At 51.4% G+C, this 18735-nt stretch carries 12 protein-coding genes and 1 pseudogene; 5 read left to right on the top strand and 8 right to left on the bottom strand.

Going from position 1 to position 18735, the window contains the following annotated elements:
* The first annotated feature begins 93 nt into the window (after window positions 1-93).
* Window positions 94-1404: a hemolysin family protein gene (locus tag ACQE3E_RS05520; RefSeq protein WP_064025286.1), complete on the top strand. Its 1311-nt coding sequence runs from the start codon at window positions 94-96 to the stop codon at window positions 1402-1404.
* Window positions 1405-1421: 17 nt separating this feature from the next.
* On the opposite strand, the gene zwf is transcribed toward ACQE3E_RS05520, so the two are convergent.
* Entirely contained in the window at window positions 1422-2909 is a 1488-nt protein-coding gene (gene zwf / locus ACQE3E_RS05515; protein WP_313728759.1) for a glucose-6-phosphate dehydrogenase, read from the bottom strand.
* A 760-nt stretch (window positions 2910-3669) separates the two neighbouring features.
* On the opposite strand from zwf, the pseudogene ACQE3E_RS05510 reads away from it, so the two are divergent.
* A pseudogene (locus ACQE3E_RS05510) lies at window positions 3670-3982 on the top strand (adenylyl-sulfate kinase).
* 230 nt (window positions 3983-4212) lie between these two features.
* On the opposite strand, the gene ACQE3E_RS05505 reads toward ACQE3E_RS05510, so the two are convergent.
* From ACQE3E_RS05505 to ACQE3E_RS05495, 3 genes are all read right to left on the bottom strand, one after another.
* A complete protein-coding gene (locus ACQE3E_RS05505) occupies window positions 4213-5169 on the bottom strand; it encodes a FecR family protein (protein ID WP_313728760.1) in 957 nt (318 codons plus the stop codon).
* Between the two features lie 114 nt (window positions 5170-5283).
* Window positions 5284-7707, bottom strand: a complete 2424-nt coding sequence (locus ACQE3E_RS05500) for a penicillin acylase family protein (RefSeq protein WP_427501302.1) — start codon at window positions 7705-7707, stop codon at window positions 5284-5286.
* On the bottom strand, window positions 7704-9389 hold the full coding sequence (locus tag ACQE3E_RS05495; RefSeq protein ID WP_313728762.1) for a cyclic peptide export ABC transporter: 1686 nt from the start codon (window positions 9387-9389) through the stop codon (window positions 7704-7706). The genes ACQE3E_RS05500 and ACQE3E_RS05495 overlap by 4 nt, the downstream gene beginning before the upstream one ends.
* 441 nt (window positions 9390-9830) lie before the next feature.
* On the opposite strand from ACQE3E_RS05495, the gene ACQE3E_RS05490 reads away from it, so the two are divergent.
* The 3 genes from ACQE3E_RS05490 to cysC all read left to right on the top strand — a co-directional run bounded on the left by ACQE3E_RS05490 (window position 9831) and on the right by cysC (window position 11591).
* Window positions 9831-10346, top strand: a complete 516-nt coding sequence (locus ACQE3E_RS05490; protein ID WP_427501301.1) for an RNA polymerase sigma factor — start codon at window positions 9831-9833, stop codon at window positions 10344-10346.
* A gap of 221 nt (window positions 10347-10567) precedes the next feature.
* Window positions 10568-10789: an MbtH family protein gene (locus ACQE3E_RS05485; protein WP_064025298.1), complete on the top strand. Its 222-nt coding sequence runs from the start codon at window positions 10568-10570 to the stop codon at window positions 10787-10789.
* 187 nt (window positions 10790-10976) lie between these two features.
* Window positions 10977-11591: an adenylyl-sulfate kinase gene (cysC, locus tag ACQE3E_RS05480; RefSeq protein ID WP_313728764.1), complete on the top strand. Its 615-nt coding sequence runs from the start codon at window positions 10977-10979 to the stop codon at window positions 11589-11591.
* Between the two features lie 75 nt (window positions 11592-11666).
* Here cysC and ACQE3E_RS05475 read toward each other — a convergent pair whose 3' ends face one another.
* Genes ACQE3E_RS05475 through ACQE3E_RS05460 form a run of 4 tightly spaced genes read right to left on the bottom strand, consistent with a single transcriptional unit; the run spans window position 11667 to window position 18681 of the window.
* The gene (locus tag ACQE3E_RS05475) at window positions 11667-13670 is read right to left on the bottom strand and encodes a carbamoyltransferase family protein (protein WP_313728765.1); all 2004 of its coding nucleotides are present in this window, start codon (window positions 13668-13670) and stop codon (window positions 11667-11669) included.
* Window positions 13671-13726: 56 nt separating this feature from the next.
* Complete coding sequence (locus tag ACQE3E_RS05470; RefSeq protein WP_313728766.1) at window positions 13727-14932, bottom strand: sulfotransferase; 1206 nt, start codon at window positions 14930-14932, stop codon at window positions 13727-13729.
* A gap of 48 nt (window positions 14933-14980) precedes the next feature.
* The gene (locus ACQE3E_RS05465; RefSeq protein WP_313728767.1) at window positions 14981-16150 is read right to left on the bottom strand and encodes a PepSY-associated TM helix domain-containing protein; all 1170 of its coding nucleotides are present in this window, start codon (window positions 16148-16150) and stop codon (window positions 14981-14983) included.
* A gap of 53 nt (window positions 16151-16203) precedes the next feature.
* On the bottom strand, window positions 16204-18681 hold the full coding sequence (locus ACQE3E_RS05460; RefSeq protein WP_313728768.1) for a TonB-dependent siderophore receptor: 2478 nt from the start codon (window positions 18679-18681) through the stop codon (window positions 16204-16206).
* Between the last annotated feature and the right edge of the window lie 54 nt (window positions 18682-18735).

Genomic DNA, 18735 nt, shown 5'->3' with positions numbered 1-18735 from the left:
AGGCGATGCGGACCGGCGCAAAGCAACGCGCAAGCGTCGGCGTCGCGATGCGATCGGCTATAATGGCTATTCCGTTGTGGTTTTCAAAAATGTATGAACACTCTTGTTTTGGTTGCCGGCGCCTTGCTATTGGTCGGTTTGAACGGTTTTTTCGTGGCCGTCGAATTCAGCTTGGTGAAATTACGGCAAACCCGTATCAAAGCCATCGAACAAACCCACGGCTGGCGCGGCCGAATTCTCGCCAAAGTTCATAGAAAACTCGACACCTATCTATCCGCCTGCCAACTCGGCATCACCCTCGCCTCGCTGGGCTTGGGTTGGATCGGAGAACCGGCCTTCGCCGACTTATTGAAACCAATGTTTGCCGAAATGGGCGTTACCTCGGCCGAAATTATCCACAATGTGTCGTTTGCGATTGCCTTCTGCACGATCTCGTTTCTGCACATTGTCGTCGGCGAACAAGCCCCCAAATCGCTGGCGATTCGCAACCCCGAAGGCATTGGGTTGTGGAGTGCCGGACCGCTCTACGCCTTTTACTGGATCATGTATCCGGCAATCTGGTTGCTGAACGCCAGTTCTAATCTGGTGCTGCATCTGGCCGGCTTGTGCAGCGAAGGCCATCACGACAGCCATTATTCGACCGACGAAATTAAATTGATTCTGCGCTCCAGCAGCGCCGGCGGCGGCTTCACCAAGGACGAGCGCAACGTACTGGCGAAATCGCTGGATTTCGGAAAGCTAGAAGTCTCGGATTTGATGCGCCCGATCCACGAAGTGAAAGCGCTATACCGTGGTCAACCCACCGAGGAAATCCTGCAGACCATTTGCGACAGCGGCTACAGCCGCTATCCCTATTTCGACAACAATCGGATCGACCTGCTCGGCTTGGTGCATTTGAAGGATTTGTTTTTGGCCCAACAGCAAGGTCAGCCGCTGGACGACTTGCAGGCCTATCTCAGACCAATCCAGCACATTTCCGCGCATCTACCGGCGTTGGAGTTGTTCCGGCGCTTTACCAAGGGCGCGCCGCACTTGGCGGTGGTCGGCCAGAAAGGCCAAAAACCGGAAGGCTACATTACGTTGGACAATCTGCTGTCGGCCTTGGTTGGCGAGATTCGCGACGAATTTGCCCGCTCGCAAAGCGACTGGACCCGCCTGGAAGACGGCGGTTTGCTAGGCAAGGGCAGCCTGCCGATCTTCTCGCTGGAGCGGATACTGGGCGTCGACGTCGAAAACGAAGAACTGGATTTGGACGACGTCGATTCGGTGGGCGGCATGATCCTGGCACAACTGCAGGACATTCCCGACGTCGGCGAACGCATCGCCTTCAACCGCTTCGACATCGTCGTTAAGGAGATGAACGGACCGCGCATCGAATGGGTGTTGGTCTATCCCAAGGACTAAAAAGCGGGCGCGCGACCTCAGCGGCACTCCGGCAGTAAGGAACTGCGCCAATACTGACCTTCTTTCTCGAACAAGCGCTTGGCGTCGTCGGGCCCCCAGGAACCGGCCGAATAGGTGGCAATGTAATCGCGCTCTATCGCCCAGGTTTGCAAGATCGGATCAACGATGCGCCAAGCGTATTCGACTTCGTCGAATCGCAAAAACAGCGAACGGTCGCCCTTCATCACGTCTAATAATAAATCTTCGTAAGCATCGACCCGCCGCTCGTCGGGATGACGAAAACTGGCGTCTAGGCTGGTAGTGCGGGTTCGCATTTCTAGTCCCGGTTCCTTGACGGTCATCTCGATGCGTATACATTCATCCGGCTGGATACCCATCAATACCCAATTCGGCGTCATGCAATGCACGTGGGTATCTCGGAAGAATTGCAGTGGCGGATGACGAAAGCAAATCGCGATCGACGACTGACCCTTGGCCATGCGCTTGCCGGTCCGTAAATAAAACGGCACGCCGCGCCAACGCCAGTTATCGATCAGCAACTTGATCGCCGCGTAGGTCTCGGTACTACTGTCCGCCGGAATATTGGCCTCTTCCAAATATCCCGGCACTTTCTGGCCGCCGATATTGCCCCTGGCATATTGACCTCGAAAGGTATGAGCATGCACCGCCGACTTGGGAATCGGCCGAATCGATTTCAACACCTTGACCTTTTCGTCTCGTAGCGACTCGGCGTCCATCGAAACCGGCGGCTCCATCGCCACCAGCGTCAGCAACTGCAATAAGTGGCTTTGCAACATGTCGCGCAACGCCCCAGCGCTATCGTAATATTCGCCGCGACTACCGATACCCAAATCCTCGGCATGGGTAATCTGAATGTGATCGATGTAATTGCGGTTCCATAAAGGTTCCAGCATCACGTTGGCGAAGCGGAACACCAATACGTTCTGCACCATGCCCTTACCGAGGTAATGATCGATTCGGTAGATTTGATCCTCGCTCAAATAGCGACTCAAGCGCTTTTGCAAGGCCTGGGCACTTTCCAAATCGTAGCCGAACGGTTTTTCGATGATCACCCGCCGCCAGCCGTCGTCTTCGCTCAACAGCCCCACCCGACTCAGGGCCTCAATGACGTTACCGAAGTCGCCGGGACTAATCGCCAAATAAAACGCAATATTTTTAGAAAATTGGGGCTGGCCTTGTAAGACCTCGGCCAGGGACTGATAGCAAGCAGGATCATCCATGTCGCCGCGATGGTAGTCCAGGCGCTCGGCGAACCTGGCAAACACCGAGTCATCCAAGTCGTCCGGCACCCGCTCGCGCAACATCGCCTTCACTTCGGCCAACCAGATCACCCTATCCCAGCCCCGCCGACCGACCGCGACAATCCGACAACCATCCGGCAACTTGTTCTCCAGCTCCAGATGGTAAAAGCCCGGCATCAATTTCAACCGCGCCAGATTCCCGGTCGCTCCAAAGATTACATACGTGCAAGGTTCTGTCGTCATCGCCCACGCTCCTGGCCGCTTTATTTGGTCTGACGGTCAGTGTGCCCGATTTCGCCGAACGCGTCGAGTCGCGCGCCAAATCAAACGCCATGCGCCTCCTTTCGTTTCGCCAACTCGCTTAAGCACCGGCGGTACTCGACGCCGAGTCTTTTTAGCCCGGCCGACCATCGGCGATTCCAACCCGCTGTTCCCACCAACCGGAGCGGCTAAAACCACGCGGCCGGAGTACAAATCTAGGTTTGTACTCCAATACGACGATCCCCTGACGCCAAGCTCGCGGCGACAGATCGAGCGGGTTGCTCAACAACCTCTCGGCCAGAATCTAGCCAGCCTATTGGAGAGGCTTTTTAGTCTTTTTCGCCCTGCCGACAGGCAGCGATTCGAACCCGCTTGTAAGTCTGCGTGGAAAATTTTCCACTTTTTGAACAAAATGGGCGTCTAACTTTTTCCAGGACGCATATCAAGTTTTGATATCAAATGGCTTTCAACATTTGCCATGGAGCCGATTTCTGGAAAAAATTCCGCTCTGGTTAACGAACTTGGACAATCGGCTTACCGGCAACAGCGCCGCCAACAGCCCCTCCCGCTTGGCTGGCAACGACACTTTGGACGGACAAGGTGGCGCTGACCCGCGGCACCGGCAAGACACCTACGTACTAGGCCGGGGCCACGGCGCCGACGTCCTGGCCGTAGCCAATTCGGATGAATTTGCGGACTGTCCGCCCAACTAGATCGTGCCGCGCCTGGGCGATCAAGGGATTTGTCTGGCTCCCTCGACTTAGGATTTAGCGTGGCCGACTGTCGAGAAAATATCTGCCGCGTCGCGAAGGTTGCCAAGCTGATGCTGGAGGCAGGCAATATCACCTACACTGCATTCATTTCGTCTTTCCGATTGGAACGCGAACTGGTGGGAGCTAGCGTCACGGCTAGATTTCATCGAAATTTACAGTCGATGCGATGTAACAATTTGCGAGCGTCGTGACGCTAAAGAGCTTTATCGCGCAGCCAGACTTGGCAAGATTCCGAGTTCACAGGTATTTCGACTTATGATGTGCCACTCGGGCCAGAGTTGATCCTGGATACTGAAACGCTGAACTGTTTAAGAACGGAAGGCATCATTAAGAGCTAACCATGCCATTGGAAAACGGCTCTTACCGTGCACTTGGTCAGCTATGCACTGGGCCGCAACGCCCTAGGACCAGCAAGAACGTAAAAAACTCAAGTCATTTACAACTGTAACAACCCCGCTCACGTTTTCGTCATTCGAACTAGGATAAAGAAACCTGCCGACTTTCGCGCAAACCTAGCCGACGATTACCAACCAATCGGTCAGATAGGTCATTTTCAGCGCCATGGAATGCCGCAAGACATCGAACATCTCGCGCGACCGCCGAATTTTGAGCCGGCCGTTGATGCGTATTTGCCGCAAATCATCATCCTTAAAATACACTGTACCGGCGTGATAGCGGTTAATTTGCCGCATCACGTTTTCCAGGGTTTCGTTTTCGTAAACCAGATAGCCGTCGATCCACGACGTGGACAGGGCGGAGTCCATCGTTTGCGGCTGGCCGATGGCGTTATCGTAAACCGTGACGGCTTCCCGGTCGCGCAATACCAGCGCCTCCTTCCAACGCCGGGGTTCCGATACCTCCACCCGGCCGGACAACACGCTGATTCTGTCGCCGTCGGTTTGGCGATCGACGAAGAAATGCGTCCCCAACACGCGCGTCGTCGAACGGTCGGCTCGCACGATAAACGGCCGATTGGGGTCGGGTTTGACGTCAAAATAAGCTTCGCCTTGCAGCAGTTCAACCATGCGTTGTTCGCCGGCTATCTCAACTGCTATGGCGCTACCCGTATTCAACATCACCGTTGAACCGTCGGCGAGTTTCACGGTTTTACGTTCGCCCAATGCCGAGCTGTAATCGGCTTTCAAGGCCACGCGCAGCGGTCTCGCCACCCCCACGGCCAACACCACCAACGCGGCAACCAATACAGGATACCGCCAAGCCTCAATGTAACGTTTTTTTTTGAGACTCGGCGCGATACCGTGTTTTTTGGCATTGCCGATCAAGCAGTGTAAAAAATCAGGGTCCCCCCACAGCAAACAAATTTCGTAAAACGCGCTACGATGCGTTTCGGCCTGTTCCAACCATTCCAGAAACAATGTTTCGTCTTGCCCGCTGACGTTATCGGCGCGCAACCGAACGAACCAAGCGACGGCCTGTTCGTCTATGCCATCTTCAATTTCGGATTCCAAGGCACTGTACTCATCGGATAAAAAAACCGTAAGGTCCAACGGGATTTTACACCCCGCTCAACCTTACCCCAAACGGGTCTCAACGGACGTCAAAGCTTTAATTTAAATTACATTTTAACGAATCGGGCTTGCCGCCGCCGAGTTTTGTCCCGCTGCCGGTACCGGATTAAACAGCAAGGTGTGCTCCGGTCTGCCGACTGTCAGGGCCAGCGGCAAGCCCACCAACCAGTAGGGCTGTTGATCGCGGTAATACGGCGATAACGGATGCCCGGATTGGCCGCCGGGCATATGCAAAATCGCCTCCTGAAAATGGTTAGGCGACACGATCAAACGCTCGCTGGCACCGAAGTCAGGTCCGGTGACCCTAACGCAATAGCCGCCGCAACCGGCCAGAGGCTGGCGCGGCATATCCAACAAATCCGCCAATGCGGAAACGGCCTTGGAAAACGGATGGGCGTGACCGACTACGTTTTGCCGCCCCCAAGTCAGTTCCATCAGCGGCAGACCGGGAAAACGGCTCGCAACGGCGGCGGCACTGGCCTCCAGGCGCGCCAACAGAAACGCCTCCCAACTCCGCGCGCCGGGATCGGGCAACAAAACCGCCGGGCGGGCAGTCAGCAGCGCTTGCAGCGGCGTGTCGACATAACTCCATGCGTAAACAAAACTCGGATCCGCCTGCTTACAGGCGCTCAAAAACGGCGTAAACACGGTGTCGATCAATTGCTTGCGAAACTCGATCAACACCGGCAAGCCCAAACTGCCGGTATCGGCCCGACCGTTCCAGCTCAACAAATAGTCTCTCAATCCTGATAAGGCCGGTCTTTGCGCCAGAACCTCGGGCGTCAACAATTGCAGCGCCAGCTGTTGGTAGTAGGCGTAAAACTCGGTGTCGGTATCTTGTTGCAGATTAAACAGCGTCCATTCGCTAGGCTGAGTCATCTGAGCCAAACGCTGATTAATTCGGTAGGCACGAAAACCCGGTGCAAATTGATGACCGACAGGAACCGGAAAATCCGCGGCAAAACGCCGTTCGTTAGCGCTCAGTAAATAGCCTTCCGGCGGGTCAATGACCCTGGGCATCTCCCCAGGTGCCAAGTAGCCGCGCCAGCCGGTTTGAGCATCCGCCCAGGAACGGCTGACCGCGCCATCACCGCCAAAGCGGCGCGGAATCTTACCGGTGACGGTCCAGGCGATATGGCCTACATCGTCGGCCAACAGCACATTCAACTGGGGACCGCCGCCGCGGTTGGCGATATCCAGAGCCTGACTCAGCGTTTCGCTCTGCTCCAACGCCATGATCTCCAGATTGACCGCATCCGCATCCAATGCTGCCCAATGAATCGCGACCGACCGACCCAACAAATCCTGCCGGGCCACCGGGCCCCAAATCGTTTCCCTAACCGTCACGATCTTAGACTCGCCGCCCTTGACGGAAATTGTCTCGCGGCGTTCGCCGAAAGTCCGCCACTCCGCGCCAACCCTGTATTGGTCGGCATCGTCCGGATTGATTTCCAGCCGGACCAGGTCCAGAAAATCACCGGCCAGATTCGTCATGCCCCAAGCCACGTGGCGATTACTGCCAACCACCAGAATTGGCGTGCCCGGCAAGTTCAATCCCGCCGCCCGCACTTTGGGATAATCGAGCTCCACCCGGTACCAAATATTGGGCACGCTGATACCCAGATGCATATCGTTGGCGAGAATCGCCCGGCCGTCGACGGTCTTGGCGCCGGCCACCGCCCAGGCGTTGGAACCGGCCAGGGTTTCGGCCGGCGCCGCCGCCAACGACCCGATTGCTGCGTCGCGGCGAGCCAGCAGCGTTTGCAGCGCCGCAACCGGCACCGGCCTCGGAGGACGTAGCGACAGAGTATGACGCATTAGGCTATCGGTATAGCGATCGCTATCCGGCGTTAAAAATTCGACAACGTCGACGGGCAAGGTTTGCGCCATAACGCTGAGCATGCGTTCGCCGCTCTCTACCCTGGCCGTCAGATTTTCGAACATTCCCAATACAATCAATAGGCTGTGCTCCGGCTTCCAGGGCTCCGGCCGATAACTCAATACATCGAACTCGAACGGCAAAACCGAATTTTGCGCCAAGTAACTATTGACGCCGTCGGCGTAAGCTTCCAGATAGTCGCGATGCGCCCGGGGCAGCTTGGTCAATACTCGCCGAGCCAGATCCGAAAATCCGTAGGTTCTAGCCTGAATGTCGCTGGGCAATGCCATAGCGCCAAAGATTTCCGCCAATAGGCCGGCATTTTTACGACGCATCAAATCCATTTGAAACAAGCGATCGCGCGCGGTGAGATACCCTAACACTCGCGCCGCGTCGACGCGGCTATCGGCGCTGATGAGCGGTATGCCGTGGCGATCGGTGACTATGCTTGCCGGCGCGACAAGCCCCGGCAAGCGCCGCTCCCCATCCAAGTCCGGCAGCGAGCGCGCCAACCACCAATACCCCAGGCCGGCTGCGACGGTCGCCAGCGCCAATACCGCTGAACCGACGTATAGCCCCCATTTGGTAACTCGCCTCATCGAATTCCCCCGTCACTCGACGCCAATGCCTCGATAGAGGCCCCCGTCTCCGCCCCAGCCGTTTGCCGGTAGGCCTGCGGATATTCGATTGCGGTAATTCGCCCTTCTTCGAGTTTGATGCAGCGGTCGGCCAGATGAAAATATTTATCGTCGTGAGTAATTGCCAATACCGTCTTGCCTCTAGCCTTCAGCGCCGGCAATAATTCAGCGTAAAACACTTGTTTGAATTCGGGATCCTGGTCGGCCGCCCATTCGTCGAACACATAAAACGGCCGGTCCTCCAAATACGCCGCCAACAAAGCCAAGCGTTTGCGCTGACCTTGCGACAAGTTCACCGACGAAAAGGCGCCATCGACGATTTCAACCTTGTGACTCAAGTGCAGGCGCGCCAGATAATCGTCGATCAAAGCTTGCCGGTTAGCGACATCCACGCCGTACAACGCGTCGAACAAATAAAAATCGGCGAAGATCGCCGAAAAATTTTGCATGTAGACATCGCGGTTACCGGCGTGAATCACGCTGTCGTTCCAAATGACCGTGCCTTGCTCCGGGTGATACAAACCCAGCAATAACATCGCCAGCGTGGTCTTACCGCTGCCGTTGCCTCCCACCAGAAACACCAGCTCGCCCGGACGGAAATCCAGATCGATAGGCCCTAGCCGAAATTGGCGGTTTTCCTTCTCGCGGTGGAAGGCGTGGGTCACGCCGCGCATCGCCAACCTGTCGAAGCGCGGCCCGTCCGGCTCCGCCAAATCAATTGTTAGCGTCCCAGCCAAGCTATCGTCCAACTGTAAAACCTTGTGTAACGCAACCTTGGCCCGACTGAACGCCGGCAAGCTGCTGGTCAAAATCGTCAATGGCGACATCATGAATAAAAACACCAAAATATAGCCACAGATCACCTCCGCGCCGACCGAGCGCCACACCGGAAATCCGTACAAAATGACGCCTATCGTTAGGAAATACAGTAGTTGTGTCCATTGATTGATCGCCAAATAGGCTGCCGCCGCCCGCAAGCTGTCGCGCCGGTACGCTTCGGCGCTAGCTGCCAGCGATCGGGCGACAAAAGCCTCGCTACGATGCCGGTGTAACTTCAATTCGCGTACGCCCTCCGTTAGTGCGCAGAAACCTTGGCTCAAGCGATCGTATTCTTCTCGAGCTCCGCGCACGTAGCGGGTCGGGATGTTCTTGCAAAGCTGAAACGTGGTAATCCCGAATAAAATCACCCCGGCCAAGACCGCAGCCAATTGCCAGGACAACCAACTCAGATAAGCCATGCAACCGGCGACGATCGCGAAGTTGATGCATAAAACCGGAAACAGCTCGCTGGCGCCGGCAATAGCCGTCACGTCCTCGGTCAAATGCCCGAGCAATTGCGCTTTACCGAACCGCTGTAAGTCGGGATAGGGAGCGCGCAAGATCAGGCGACTGATGTGCAGGCGCAAGTCACGGATTGTCTTGGTACTGAAACGGTTCAGCCAATAATGCGATACAAATCGGCTAGTCAAAACCGTCAACGCCAAACCGGCAAACCAGACAGGATCGGCAAAGTCGGTCAAGCCGCCGGCCAGCCGGGTATTGATGAACGCCAGCAGGGCGGCGTTACTCAAACCTGCGACAATGCCCGTCAACATCACACCAGCCATCGTGACCCAAGACGAACGCCATAAAAACTTCAGCATACTGACCCCATAAATACCGGTTGAGAAAAAGCCAAGGTCGAAAGCTAGCAATTTCCGGCTACGGCTTATATTAGAAGACGCCTATAAAACAAATCCACCCCATCCCGGTGCCGACCGGAATGAGGCATATCCAAAGGGTCATAAAATTAATCTATGTTATATGCCTATTTTTTATTAAGCCATTTCGCGCATTGACGGTCCAACTCCGACGTCGGCGATGGCTAAGCCCTTGATATTGGCTAAACTGTCAGTTGGCGTAAAACCTGCTGCTTGAGGCGGTAGCATAATATCCGGAACCGCCCCACCCCCCAACAGTCAGCCCGGCCCACACTTGGTCGCCGGCACTGCTTGCAATCGTGCGCACCCGGATTTGTCAACGCCGCCAGAGCCGGCCCGGCAATCCAACGCCAGGCAGCCCAACCGATTAGCCAGAGGGAGTTAATGATGAATATTGAGTCCGTATATTTAAATCATCAAACGGAACTACAACAGCACTTGGCACGCATAGTCGATTGCCCGGAAATCGCCGCAGATTTGGTACAGGAATGTTTCATCATTTTTTCCAGGGAATCGCAAAAACAAGTCATCGAGCATCCGCGCGGCTTTTTATTCCGCACCGCCCGCAATCTGGCTTACGACCACATCAAGCACCGCAAGGTCACCGAAAAACACGTCTACAGCACCGAACCCACGCTGGACATCGCCGAAGAAACCCCCTCGGAAGAACACTTGGCGCTGGTCAACGAAAAGCTGGCGATTTTTTCTAGCATCGTCGACGAACTGCCCGAACGGGCCAAAACAGCATTCGTGCTGAACCGGGTATACGGCATGACCTACGCGGAAATCGCGGTCGAGTTGAACATTTCCGACAGCGCGGTCGAAAAACTGTTAGCCCGAGCGCTACTCCACTGCCGCAAACAGTTCAAAAATCGCCAAGCCGATTTAAGCAACGACTGAGGAACACAGCCCCTAAAGTCGTCTTCTCCACGGAATCACTCCGCCTCGATGGTCGAACAAACAGCTGCGCCAATTCGCCGCAGTTACCATCGACAGACGTAGAAGCAATAACCGTTGCCGGTAAAGAACCGAGCCGTTCTAATTAACAAAACTTTTCAGGCAATGGACTTTGCGAGACCGCCTAAAACCAACCGCCTTTTCAACAGAATCCGGAGGGCCCAATGAGCTGGGACGAAGAAGAAGACACCACCACCTACCAAGTCGTCGTCAATCACGAAGAACAATATTCTATCTGGCCCGACTACAAGGAAATCCCCAACGGCTGGCGCGCCGTCGGCCCCAAAGGCCCAAAGCAGGAATGTCTGGATTACATCAAGGAAGTTTGGACCGACATGCGGCCGCTAAGCCTGCGGCAACATATGCGGGAGGCGGGGTTGGAATAAAGAAAAAAGGGCATATGGAGGTGCCCTTTTTCTAAAAACGTCCACTTTTTTGCTTACCTTGTCCGCGCACCCACCTCTAAAAAGGCAGTTTACTGAGTAACTTAACGGCAATAATCGTCTCCGTTGTAAAGAAAAGTCGTTAATGGCTTGCATCATTACCACATCACTATCGATTGGATTTATGCGCATGGAATACCGCAAAAACATTGTCTGGCATCATTCCCAAGTATCACGATCACACCGGGAATCCTTGAACGGACATCGGTCGGTCATTTTGTGGTTTACGGGTTTGTCTGGGGCGGGCAAATCAACCATAGCCCATGCAGTGGAGGCGCAACTTCATCAACGAGGATGCAGTGCGTTTGTATTGGATGGTGATAACATCCGACACGGTCTTTCAAAAGATTTAGGTTTTGAAGACTCAGATAGAAAAGAAAACATTCGTCGAATTGCGGAAGTTGCCAAATTAATGCTCGACGCCGGAACCATAACCCTAACGGCTTTCATTTCGCCTTTCAGATTAGAAAGAGAGCTGGCCCGACGTACGGTAGCCGAAGGGGATTTTATAGAAATTTACTGCAACTGCGATTTGACGGTCTGTGAGCAACGAGATGTTAAAGGACTCTATCGAAAAGCAAGACTCGGCGAAATAGTGCACTTCACCGGTATTTCATCCCCCTACGAACCACCTGAAAACCCGGAGATAGTGATCGATACGGATCAGATGAGTATTGAGGAATGTTTAACCCATATCCTTAATCACTTGCATAAAGTGGGCATTATGTCTCCCAGCCTTACCTAGATCTTTAAAACGACCTGAACTCAGAAGCGGATCAACCGTTCCAGCACTCAAACCAAATATCGACAGAATACACCGTTAATTTGCAACACTTCCCGGATGAAAAATAATCAAGCGATCCGACCACAAACTCGGTAACTCTTCAAAAATCTGACTTTGCTGTTCCCCCGAAAATCCCAGATTAATCATCAACTCCTGAAGTGTAAGTAAACCATCAGCTTGTTGCAAAACATAGTACCAAACATCCGAAAGCGCGTAGCGCCGCGTAGTGTCATAATTCCAAGTTAGGAAATAACTAAATCCACGCTCGGTATGATTTAAATACTTATCTTCCCGATTTAAAATAGCCGCTTTCGGCAAAGTGACTATTAGTGTTGCCATTTGGTCGCTGCCCCAGTCTTTTTTGGTGACCAAATAGTCGCCAACGACGAGATAATCCAAACCTGATGTCAAATAACAGACAACAGCATCATCAATACTATCGACAATAGGTTCAGCGTTATTGTTGAACGAAGTATTCAACAAAATAGAAATACCAGTCTTACGGCCGAAGGCTTCTATCAACTCCCAATAACGCGGGTTATCATCTTTGTTAACCGTTTGCAATCGGGCGCTGCCATCAACATGGGTAATAGCCGGCAACTGTTCTCGCCACCCTGGTCTGACATTCAAGACAAAAGACATAAAAGGAAAGTCTTCCTGCTTACCCGGCACCTCAAAAAAATCGCGGACACGTTCAACCAACACTGATGGAGCAAATGGTCGATAACTTTCCCGCATCTTGATCATCGCATTAATGGTTTCCTTATGCGAAGCCACGCGCGGATCAGCAATAATGCTGCGATTGCCCAAAGCCCGTGGACCAAATTCTGAGCGGCCTTGCACCCAACCGATCACCGCGCCGTCGATAATCAAATCCGACACTTGTTCCGAGCGATCAAGCAATTTTTCGATCGTCACGAAATCCTGCCACGGCGCTAAGACCTCGGCTACTTCATCCTCGTGAATCGGCGTCCCCCAATAAGCATGAGTTACTTTTTTAAACGGTAAATCGGGCAGTAATTGATGCGCCACATAGGCCGCCGCGCCGTAAGCGCAACCGGAGTCGCCAGCAAACGACGGCACGAAAACTTCTTCGAACAAACCCGAATTTAAAATTTTGCCGTTCATACTGCTGTTCTGCCCGACGCCTCCGCTGATTGCCAAACGGGTATGGCCAGTCAAAACTTGATAATGGCGAAGCACATGGAAGACGATAGACTCTAACGCCTCCTGCAGGGCCGCCGCAAGATCCATATGCACTTGAGAAAAAGCTTCCCCGCGTTTCCTCGGCGTTAAGACCTCGTACAACTCCAAAATACGATCGGCATGAATGCGGTAATCGCCGTCCGCTAATAATTCGTAAAAACGGCTAAGTTTGTCCCGATAAACGGCGGAGTTGCCATAAGGCGCCAAGCCCATGACTTTGTATTCGTCAAAATCCTTGTAACCCAAAAAGGCAATCACTTTTAAATAAAAATGTCCCAACGAATCGGCAACCGATTTACTTTTTAAAACATTAAAATTCTTGCCGTTGGCATCGATAACCATCGAAGATACATCATCGCCTTCGCCGTCTATGGTTAAAATCAAAGCCTTATCGAAACCGGATAAATAATACGAACCTGCGGCATGGGCTAAATGGTGATTGACGAAATAAAACTTATCCCTAGCAATCAAGACGCCGAACTCTCTCTCGAAAATAAATTGATATAAATGTTTAATATCGCAGAAAACACTTAAATCAGGCACGTACAAACCAAACTCTTTGAGTTTTGAAGTTAAAAAACTTTCACTTGCATAAATAGCAATGGCATCCAAACTTTCCAGTGTTTTATGCGTAGACTTCAAACAAAAAAATGCCGACGACGAACATAATTTATTGGTATGTTTAATTCTGTTCAGCCGCTCCTCCTCAATGGAGTAAGCGACTACTCCGTTTCCTAACAAAAGAGACGAAGAATCATGACCCAAGCCTATATGAGGCAAGATAGAGCTATCCAATATCCTATCAATACCACCAGACATCCCCAAAATATACATGCCATCTCCAAAATCATAAAATAAAAAACCTAAAACCTCCTATACCATATAATTTTTTACCCGCCAAAAATCAACCTCCCAAACTCAAAAGCCAAACTGATATTTCCATCTCCGGCTATTTCTCCATTTTCGTAAGATTTTAGAACGGACGTTTCCTTCGACAATAATTTACAAAACACTACATATGAAGTGGAAACAACACAATCACTTGGACCATCGCCATTGAGAAAGCGAAGCTCTCCGGTATTCGCTTCAATCCTCCAGACTCGACCTTTTAACCCAGAAACAATTAACTTACATACCCCATGAATTGTAATTTTATTTTCTACTTTTTGAATACTAACAATCAGATTTTCAAATAAGCTGCCATAATCTACACTGTCATAACCAACACAGTCAGAGCTATAGCGATACAAATCTTCTAACACCGGATAACCCAATTTTTGATGCAAAGTATCAACCCTATTCACCAAAGCTTCGGGGATTGCCGTAAATGGTATTTGAACTCCATTTCCAACAGAATCTCTTCTGATTTCAGAGGAGAACTTGACTTTACTATCGCCAGGCCCTTGATCGTGCGACACTTTGAATATAGAATTCGACAACTCGCTATTCCAATCTTCACCCAAGAAAGCAAACAAACGATACAATTCATCCCGAGGATTATTGACCAAGAACTCATAATTAACCCTGATAGATTTATCGGGGTAATTCTCCTCGAAACGAATAAGCTTTTCTGTCTTTTCCAACCAATTTTCAATGACTGCAGCAACAAAGTTTGTAGGCTGTCTCTGAACATAGGGTGACAACTCATCCATAAACCCTAGGGGACTGGTCTTTATACATGAATAGACTACGTCCAAGCAGCTTCTATAGAGACATATGTACTGTGCTTCAGGAAAAAGTTTTTCGAGAAGCCCGGCATAATCGACATTATCTGTTGATTTCTCACACCAGCGTTTCCCTCCTTTTCCTTGCACATACTTATCCATCAATTGATGAATAATCGCTCTTGATTCGTGAATAGCGAATACATCCCTTTGCTCTTCAGTCTTAATATCAGGCAAACTTCCTATAGAATAATAAGAAGCCTTATACAATCCTGAGCATAATAAACCTAAGTTTAAATGTCCTGGGCTACAAATATTAGGATTGGTATCCAAAATATACCTCAGCATAGTAGAGCCTGACCTAACGCACGATAAAATAAAAATCGGCCTACCCGAAAAAGTAGTTGCCAGATTCGCACTATTATTTTTCATCCTAAATTCCATAGTTAAACGCCAAAACCCTTTCCACACATATGCTTCTTATGTCGTATTGGTGCGCATTCTTTGTGCCTTCCGCTTGCGTAACCACCACAAAACACCGCTGACATACAAAATGAATGGCAAAAAACCAACCATGCACCAAACAATGCGTCCAAGCTGACCAAACGCCTGCCCATCATGGAGAGGCCACAACAAATTGAAAAACGTTTCGCCGGCAGTAAAGCGGTTGGGGTCTTGCACGGCCAACACCTTGCCGCTGTATTGGTCTATCCAAACTTTGCTGCGCGGCCGTTTGCGGTTGGCTTCGCCGGCTTGTTTCTTGGCGACCATATAGACGCCGTCCGGGCCGTCAGGCGTATTGATCATGCGTAATTCCGCGCCAGGAAAGATACGGTCTGCAACAGCCACGGCCTGCATGACCGTCATCGGCGGTTGTGCATTTAGTCGAGTCGACTTCAATTCGGGCACTTGCAAATGCTCTTTAGCAACTGGCGAAAACAATGCCACAATGGGGCGAAAAACATTTTCATAACCGAAAGCAAATCCGGTAAAGGCCAGAATGAGCAAACACAAAGAGCCATAAAATCCGGCGGTTTTATGTACGTCATAATAAAATCGCTCCGAGCTGGCATGCGCTTTGATAGTCGATGCCTTCTTGAATTTACCGGTGCGCGGCCACCATAAATACAGGCCGCTCAAACAAGATAGAAACAATAGAGCCCCCAGCGAGCTAACCGTGTTAAAGCCGAGTTGGCCGGCCTCCTTGCCCAACGTCCCCAGCATTAAAGCGGCATGTATCTCGTAAAGCTTGCTGGGCAGGGTTCGCCCCCAGAAACTCTGCTCCGCGATGCGGCCAGTGTAGGGATCGACCAATACTTCCAGAGGCGCGAACATTTCGCTCCGGGTTTCTTCGGGATTGAGGTATTCGGCCAGCAAATAATCGGCTCCGTAGCCCGGCAACAACAAGGACCAACTACCTTGGCGCTGCGGATGTTCGGTTTGGACGATTTGCAGAAGATGATCCAGCGGTAAAGGCTGCTGATTCGATAAAGCCATGGGCTTAGCAAGATTCCATTCCCGCAACTCGTAATAAAACACATTGCAGGAACCGGTCAAACCCAGAATCACGAACAACAGACCGACGCTAAGCGCCAGCGCCAAATGCAGTTTAAGCCAGAATTTTCGAATATTGTTGCGATAGGTCTTCATACGCTTTTCGAAACTAATGTCTGAACTATAAAGCTCGGCACTATGGATTAAAATTAATATTCCAACTTTAATGATCCCATTACGGTAATAGGATTACCGGTAATAGTATTACTTGCCCCTTGTTGAGTCGCACCGGCATAATATTCTTTGTCGAGCACATTATTGATATTTAATTGCGTGGTTAGGCGAGTTTTACCGATCGGCTTAACATAAGCGGCCATCATGTCCATTCGCGCATACCCAGGCAACTCTAGATCAGTCCATGTTTTCCCCGCTCTCGAACCCACTAAAACTCCGCCGATACCTGCTTTAAATTCGGGAGTAAATTGATAGGTTCCCCATAAGCTTGCCTGATGCTCCGGCACATTTATTAGACGCTTCCCCAATGCCCCATCGGAATTTTCACCATTCTTGGTTATTCTGGCATCCGTATAGGCATAGGTTAAGATCAGATTTAAATCATCGGTGACACGCCCCTTAAGGTCGGCCTCAATTCCTTGGCTTCGAGCCTCTCCGGCTGTCACGGTGAAACCGGTATGAATAGGATCAGAAAGCTGGATATTCTGTTTTGTCAGATGATAGAAAGATACGGTGCTGCTTAGTCTCTGATCGAAGAACTCCGTTTTAAAACCAGCCTCGAATTGCTCGCCAATCTCAGGCTTAATGGATTGGTTCTCATAGACCATTCCGGTATTGGCACTACCAAGGGATTCGGTATAGTTACCGTAAACAGAAAGCCATGACATCGGCTGATACAAAATACCAACCCGCGGACTGAACTTTTGATTGTCGGTGCTTTTATAATTGGCGCTCGCCACATCATAGCTACCCGTAGCAAAATCGAAACCTCGTCCAAAAGTTGCCCAATCGTAGCGGCCGCCGCCCAAGATATGGAGCTTTTCAAACAAGGTAATATGATCTTGAAAATACACACCAAACCATTCTTCTTTCTCTCTCACCGCATAGTCGTAAGGCGAAGAATAAATAGCGGCCAAGTCAACGGTATTATAAGCCGGGTTGTAGATATCAACCGTTCCGCCGGTGTTGTTCCCGTTACAACACGCGAATCGGTTTTTATCGGCTTTTCGGGTTCTTCTCGAGAAATCGCCGCCGATTAACAATTCGTGTTTGGTATTGAACAACTCGACATTTCCAATTAAATCCAGGTTGGTTCCATAAGTATCATGATAGGCCACGCCAGTTATTGGAAATCGCCTTAACATTGTAGCGTTGAGCATATATTGAGGCTGAAGGTCGAAATAATTGATATCCCAATCCTCGTGCATAAACCGGTTCGTCACTTTCCATTGGTTATTAAATTTGTAAGACCAATCAAATGCCGTCAGCACGGAATTCATGGTGGGGCCTTTCGCCACATCGCCAAGGTAGGTATTAAATGCTACCGGCGCCGGACGATTACCAATCGTCGGTATTCCGTTGTCATTCACACGTTTATCGTGCTTGAACTCCAACTCGGCATTGGCCTCGAATCGGTCATTAGGCGTCCAACTCAGTTTGGGCGCGATAAATACCCGCTCGTCCCCCACGTATTTCTTGAACGAGCTTAAATCCTGGTAGGACGCGTCGAACCGATATTTCAGTGTCTTAGCGTCGTCGATGGGGCCGGTGGCCGCAGCCGTCGTACGATATTGGTCGTAGGAACCGAATTGTTGCTGCAGAGAGTAATAGGGTTTATCCAGAGCTTGTTTGGTGACGACGTTGACCATGCCGCCGGGTTGAATTTGCCCGTAAAGCACCGCTGCCGGGCCTTTAATAACCTCTACTTGCTCGATGTTCGCAGGATCGGAATAGTTGGTATAACGCCGCAACCCATTACGATAGGTGGAAAAATTGGTGCTGAATCCCCGGATATTAAAGTTTTCGTACAGATCGCCGTAATCCATGCTCCTTTGTACACCGCTGACATTTCTACTTAAAGCTTCGGTGATTTCGATATCTTGCTGGTCATCCATGATGGTGCGAGGCACAATCTGGATATTGACCGGCGTTTCCATCAATGCCATTTCCGTCTTACTGGCGGCACTGGAACTGGGAACCGCATAATCTTTGGTGTAAGGATCGGTCGCATCGTATCCCGGCCTAGCCCCTGTCACAGTCACCGCCGCCATCGTCGTCGCATCGTTCGCTTGCGCCACAGCCACCTTCTCCACGGTAATCGAATTCCCACCGGCCACCCGGTAATTCAGTCCGCTGCCTTTCAACAGTTGTTGCAACGCCTGCTCGACCGTGTAATTGCCCTTCAGGCCATTGGATTTCATATCGCTCGCCATCGCGGCCGGATAGCTGAGCTCTAAGTTGGCGGTTTCCGCCAATTTGTTCAGCGACGCGGACATGTCGCCGGCGGAGATATTGAACTTGTAAACCTCGCCGCTGCCGGCATTTTCCGCAATCGCCCCGCTCGAAGCCGCCATCGCGCACAACAGCGCAACCGCCTTCAAGGCATGCCGCGGCCTATTTCCCTTTTGTTGCCGGCTAGCCTTGAAATCGCAATGTTTTCCTGAATGACTCATGATTTGATCCGATGGTTAAAGAATGAATTACAAAGCGTCCACCCGAAGCCCAGG

Source organism: Methylomonas sp. MED-D, assembly GCF_050276835.1.
GTDB lineage: Bacteria > Pseudomonadota > Gammaproteobacteria > Methylococcales > Methylomonadaceae > Methylomonas > Methylomonas koyamae_A.
This window is presented reverse-complemented; position numbering and strand designations above follow the sequence as displayed.

Coding starts and splice junctions, on each gene's coding strand:
- ACQE3E_RS05470 (WP_313728766.1), bottom strand. CDS start 14,932: ATGAAAAATAATAGTGCGAATCTGGCAACTACTTTTTCGGGTAGGCCG.
- ACQE3E_RS05465 (WP_313728767.1), bottom strand. CDS start 16,150: ATGAAGACCTATCGCAACAATATTCGAAAATTCTGGCTTAAACTGCAT.
- ACQE3E_RS05500 (WP_427501302.1), bottom strand. CDS start 7,707: ATGAGGCGAGTTACCAAATGGGGGCTATACGTCGGTTCAGCGGTATTG.
- ACQE3E_RS05485 (WP_064025298.1), top strand. CDS start 10,568: ATGAGCTGGGACGAAGAAGAAGACACCACCACCTACCAAGTCGTCGTC.
- ACQE3E_RS05475 (WP_313728765.1), bottom strand. CDS start 13,670: ATGTATATTTTGGGGATGTCTGGTGGTATTGATAGGATATTGGATAGC.
- ACQE3E_RS05460 (WP_313728768.1), bottom strand. CDS start 18,681: ATGAGTCATTCAGGAAAACATTGCGATTTCAAGGCTAGCCGGCAACAA.
- ACQE3E_RS05495 (WP_313728762.1), bottom strand. CDS start 9,389: ATGCTGAAGTTTTTATGGCGTTCGTCTTGGGTCACGATGGCTGGTGTG.
- ACQE3E_RS05520 (WP_064025286.1), top strand. CDS start 94: ATGAACACTCTTGTTTTGGTTGCCGGCGCCTTGCTATTGGTCGGTTTG.
- ACQE3E_RS05490 (WP_427501301.1), top strand. CDS start 9,831: ATGATGAATATTGAGTCCGTATATTTAAATCATCAAACGGAACTACAA.
- cysC (WP_313728764.1), top strand. CDS start 10,977: ATGGAATACCGCAAAAACATTGTCTGGCATCATTCCCAAGTATCACGA.
- zwf (WP_313728759.1), bottom strand. CDS start 2,909: ATGACGACAGAACCTTGCACGTATGTAATCTTTGGAGCGACCGGGAAT.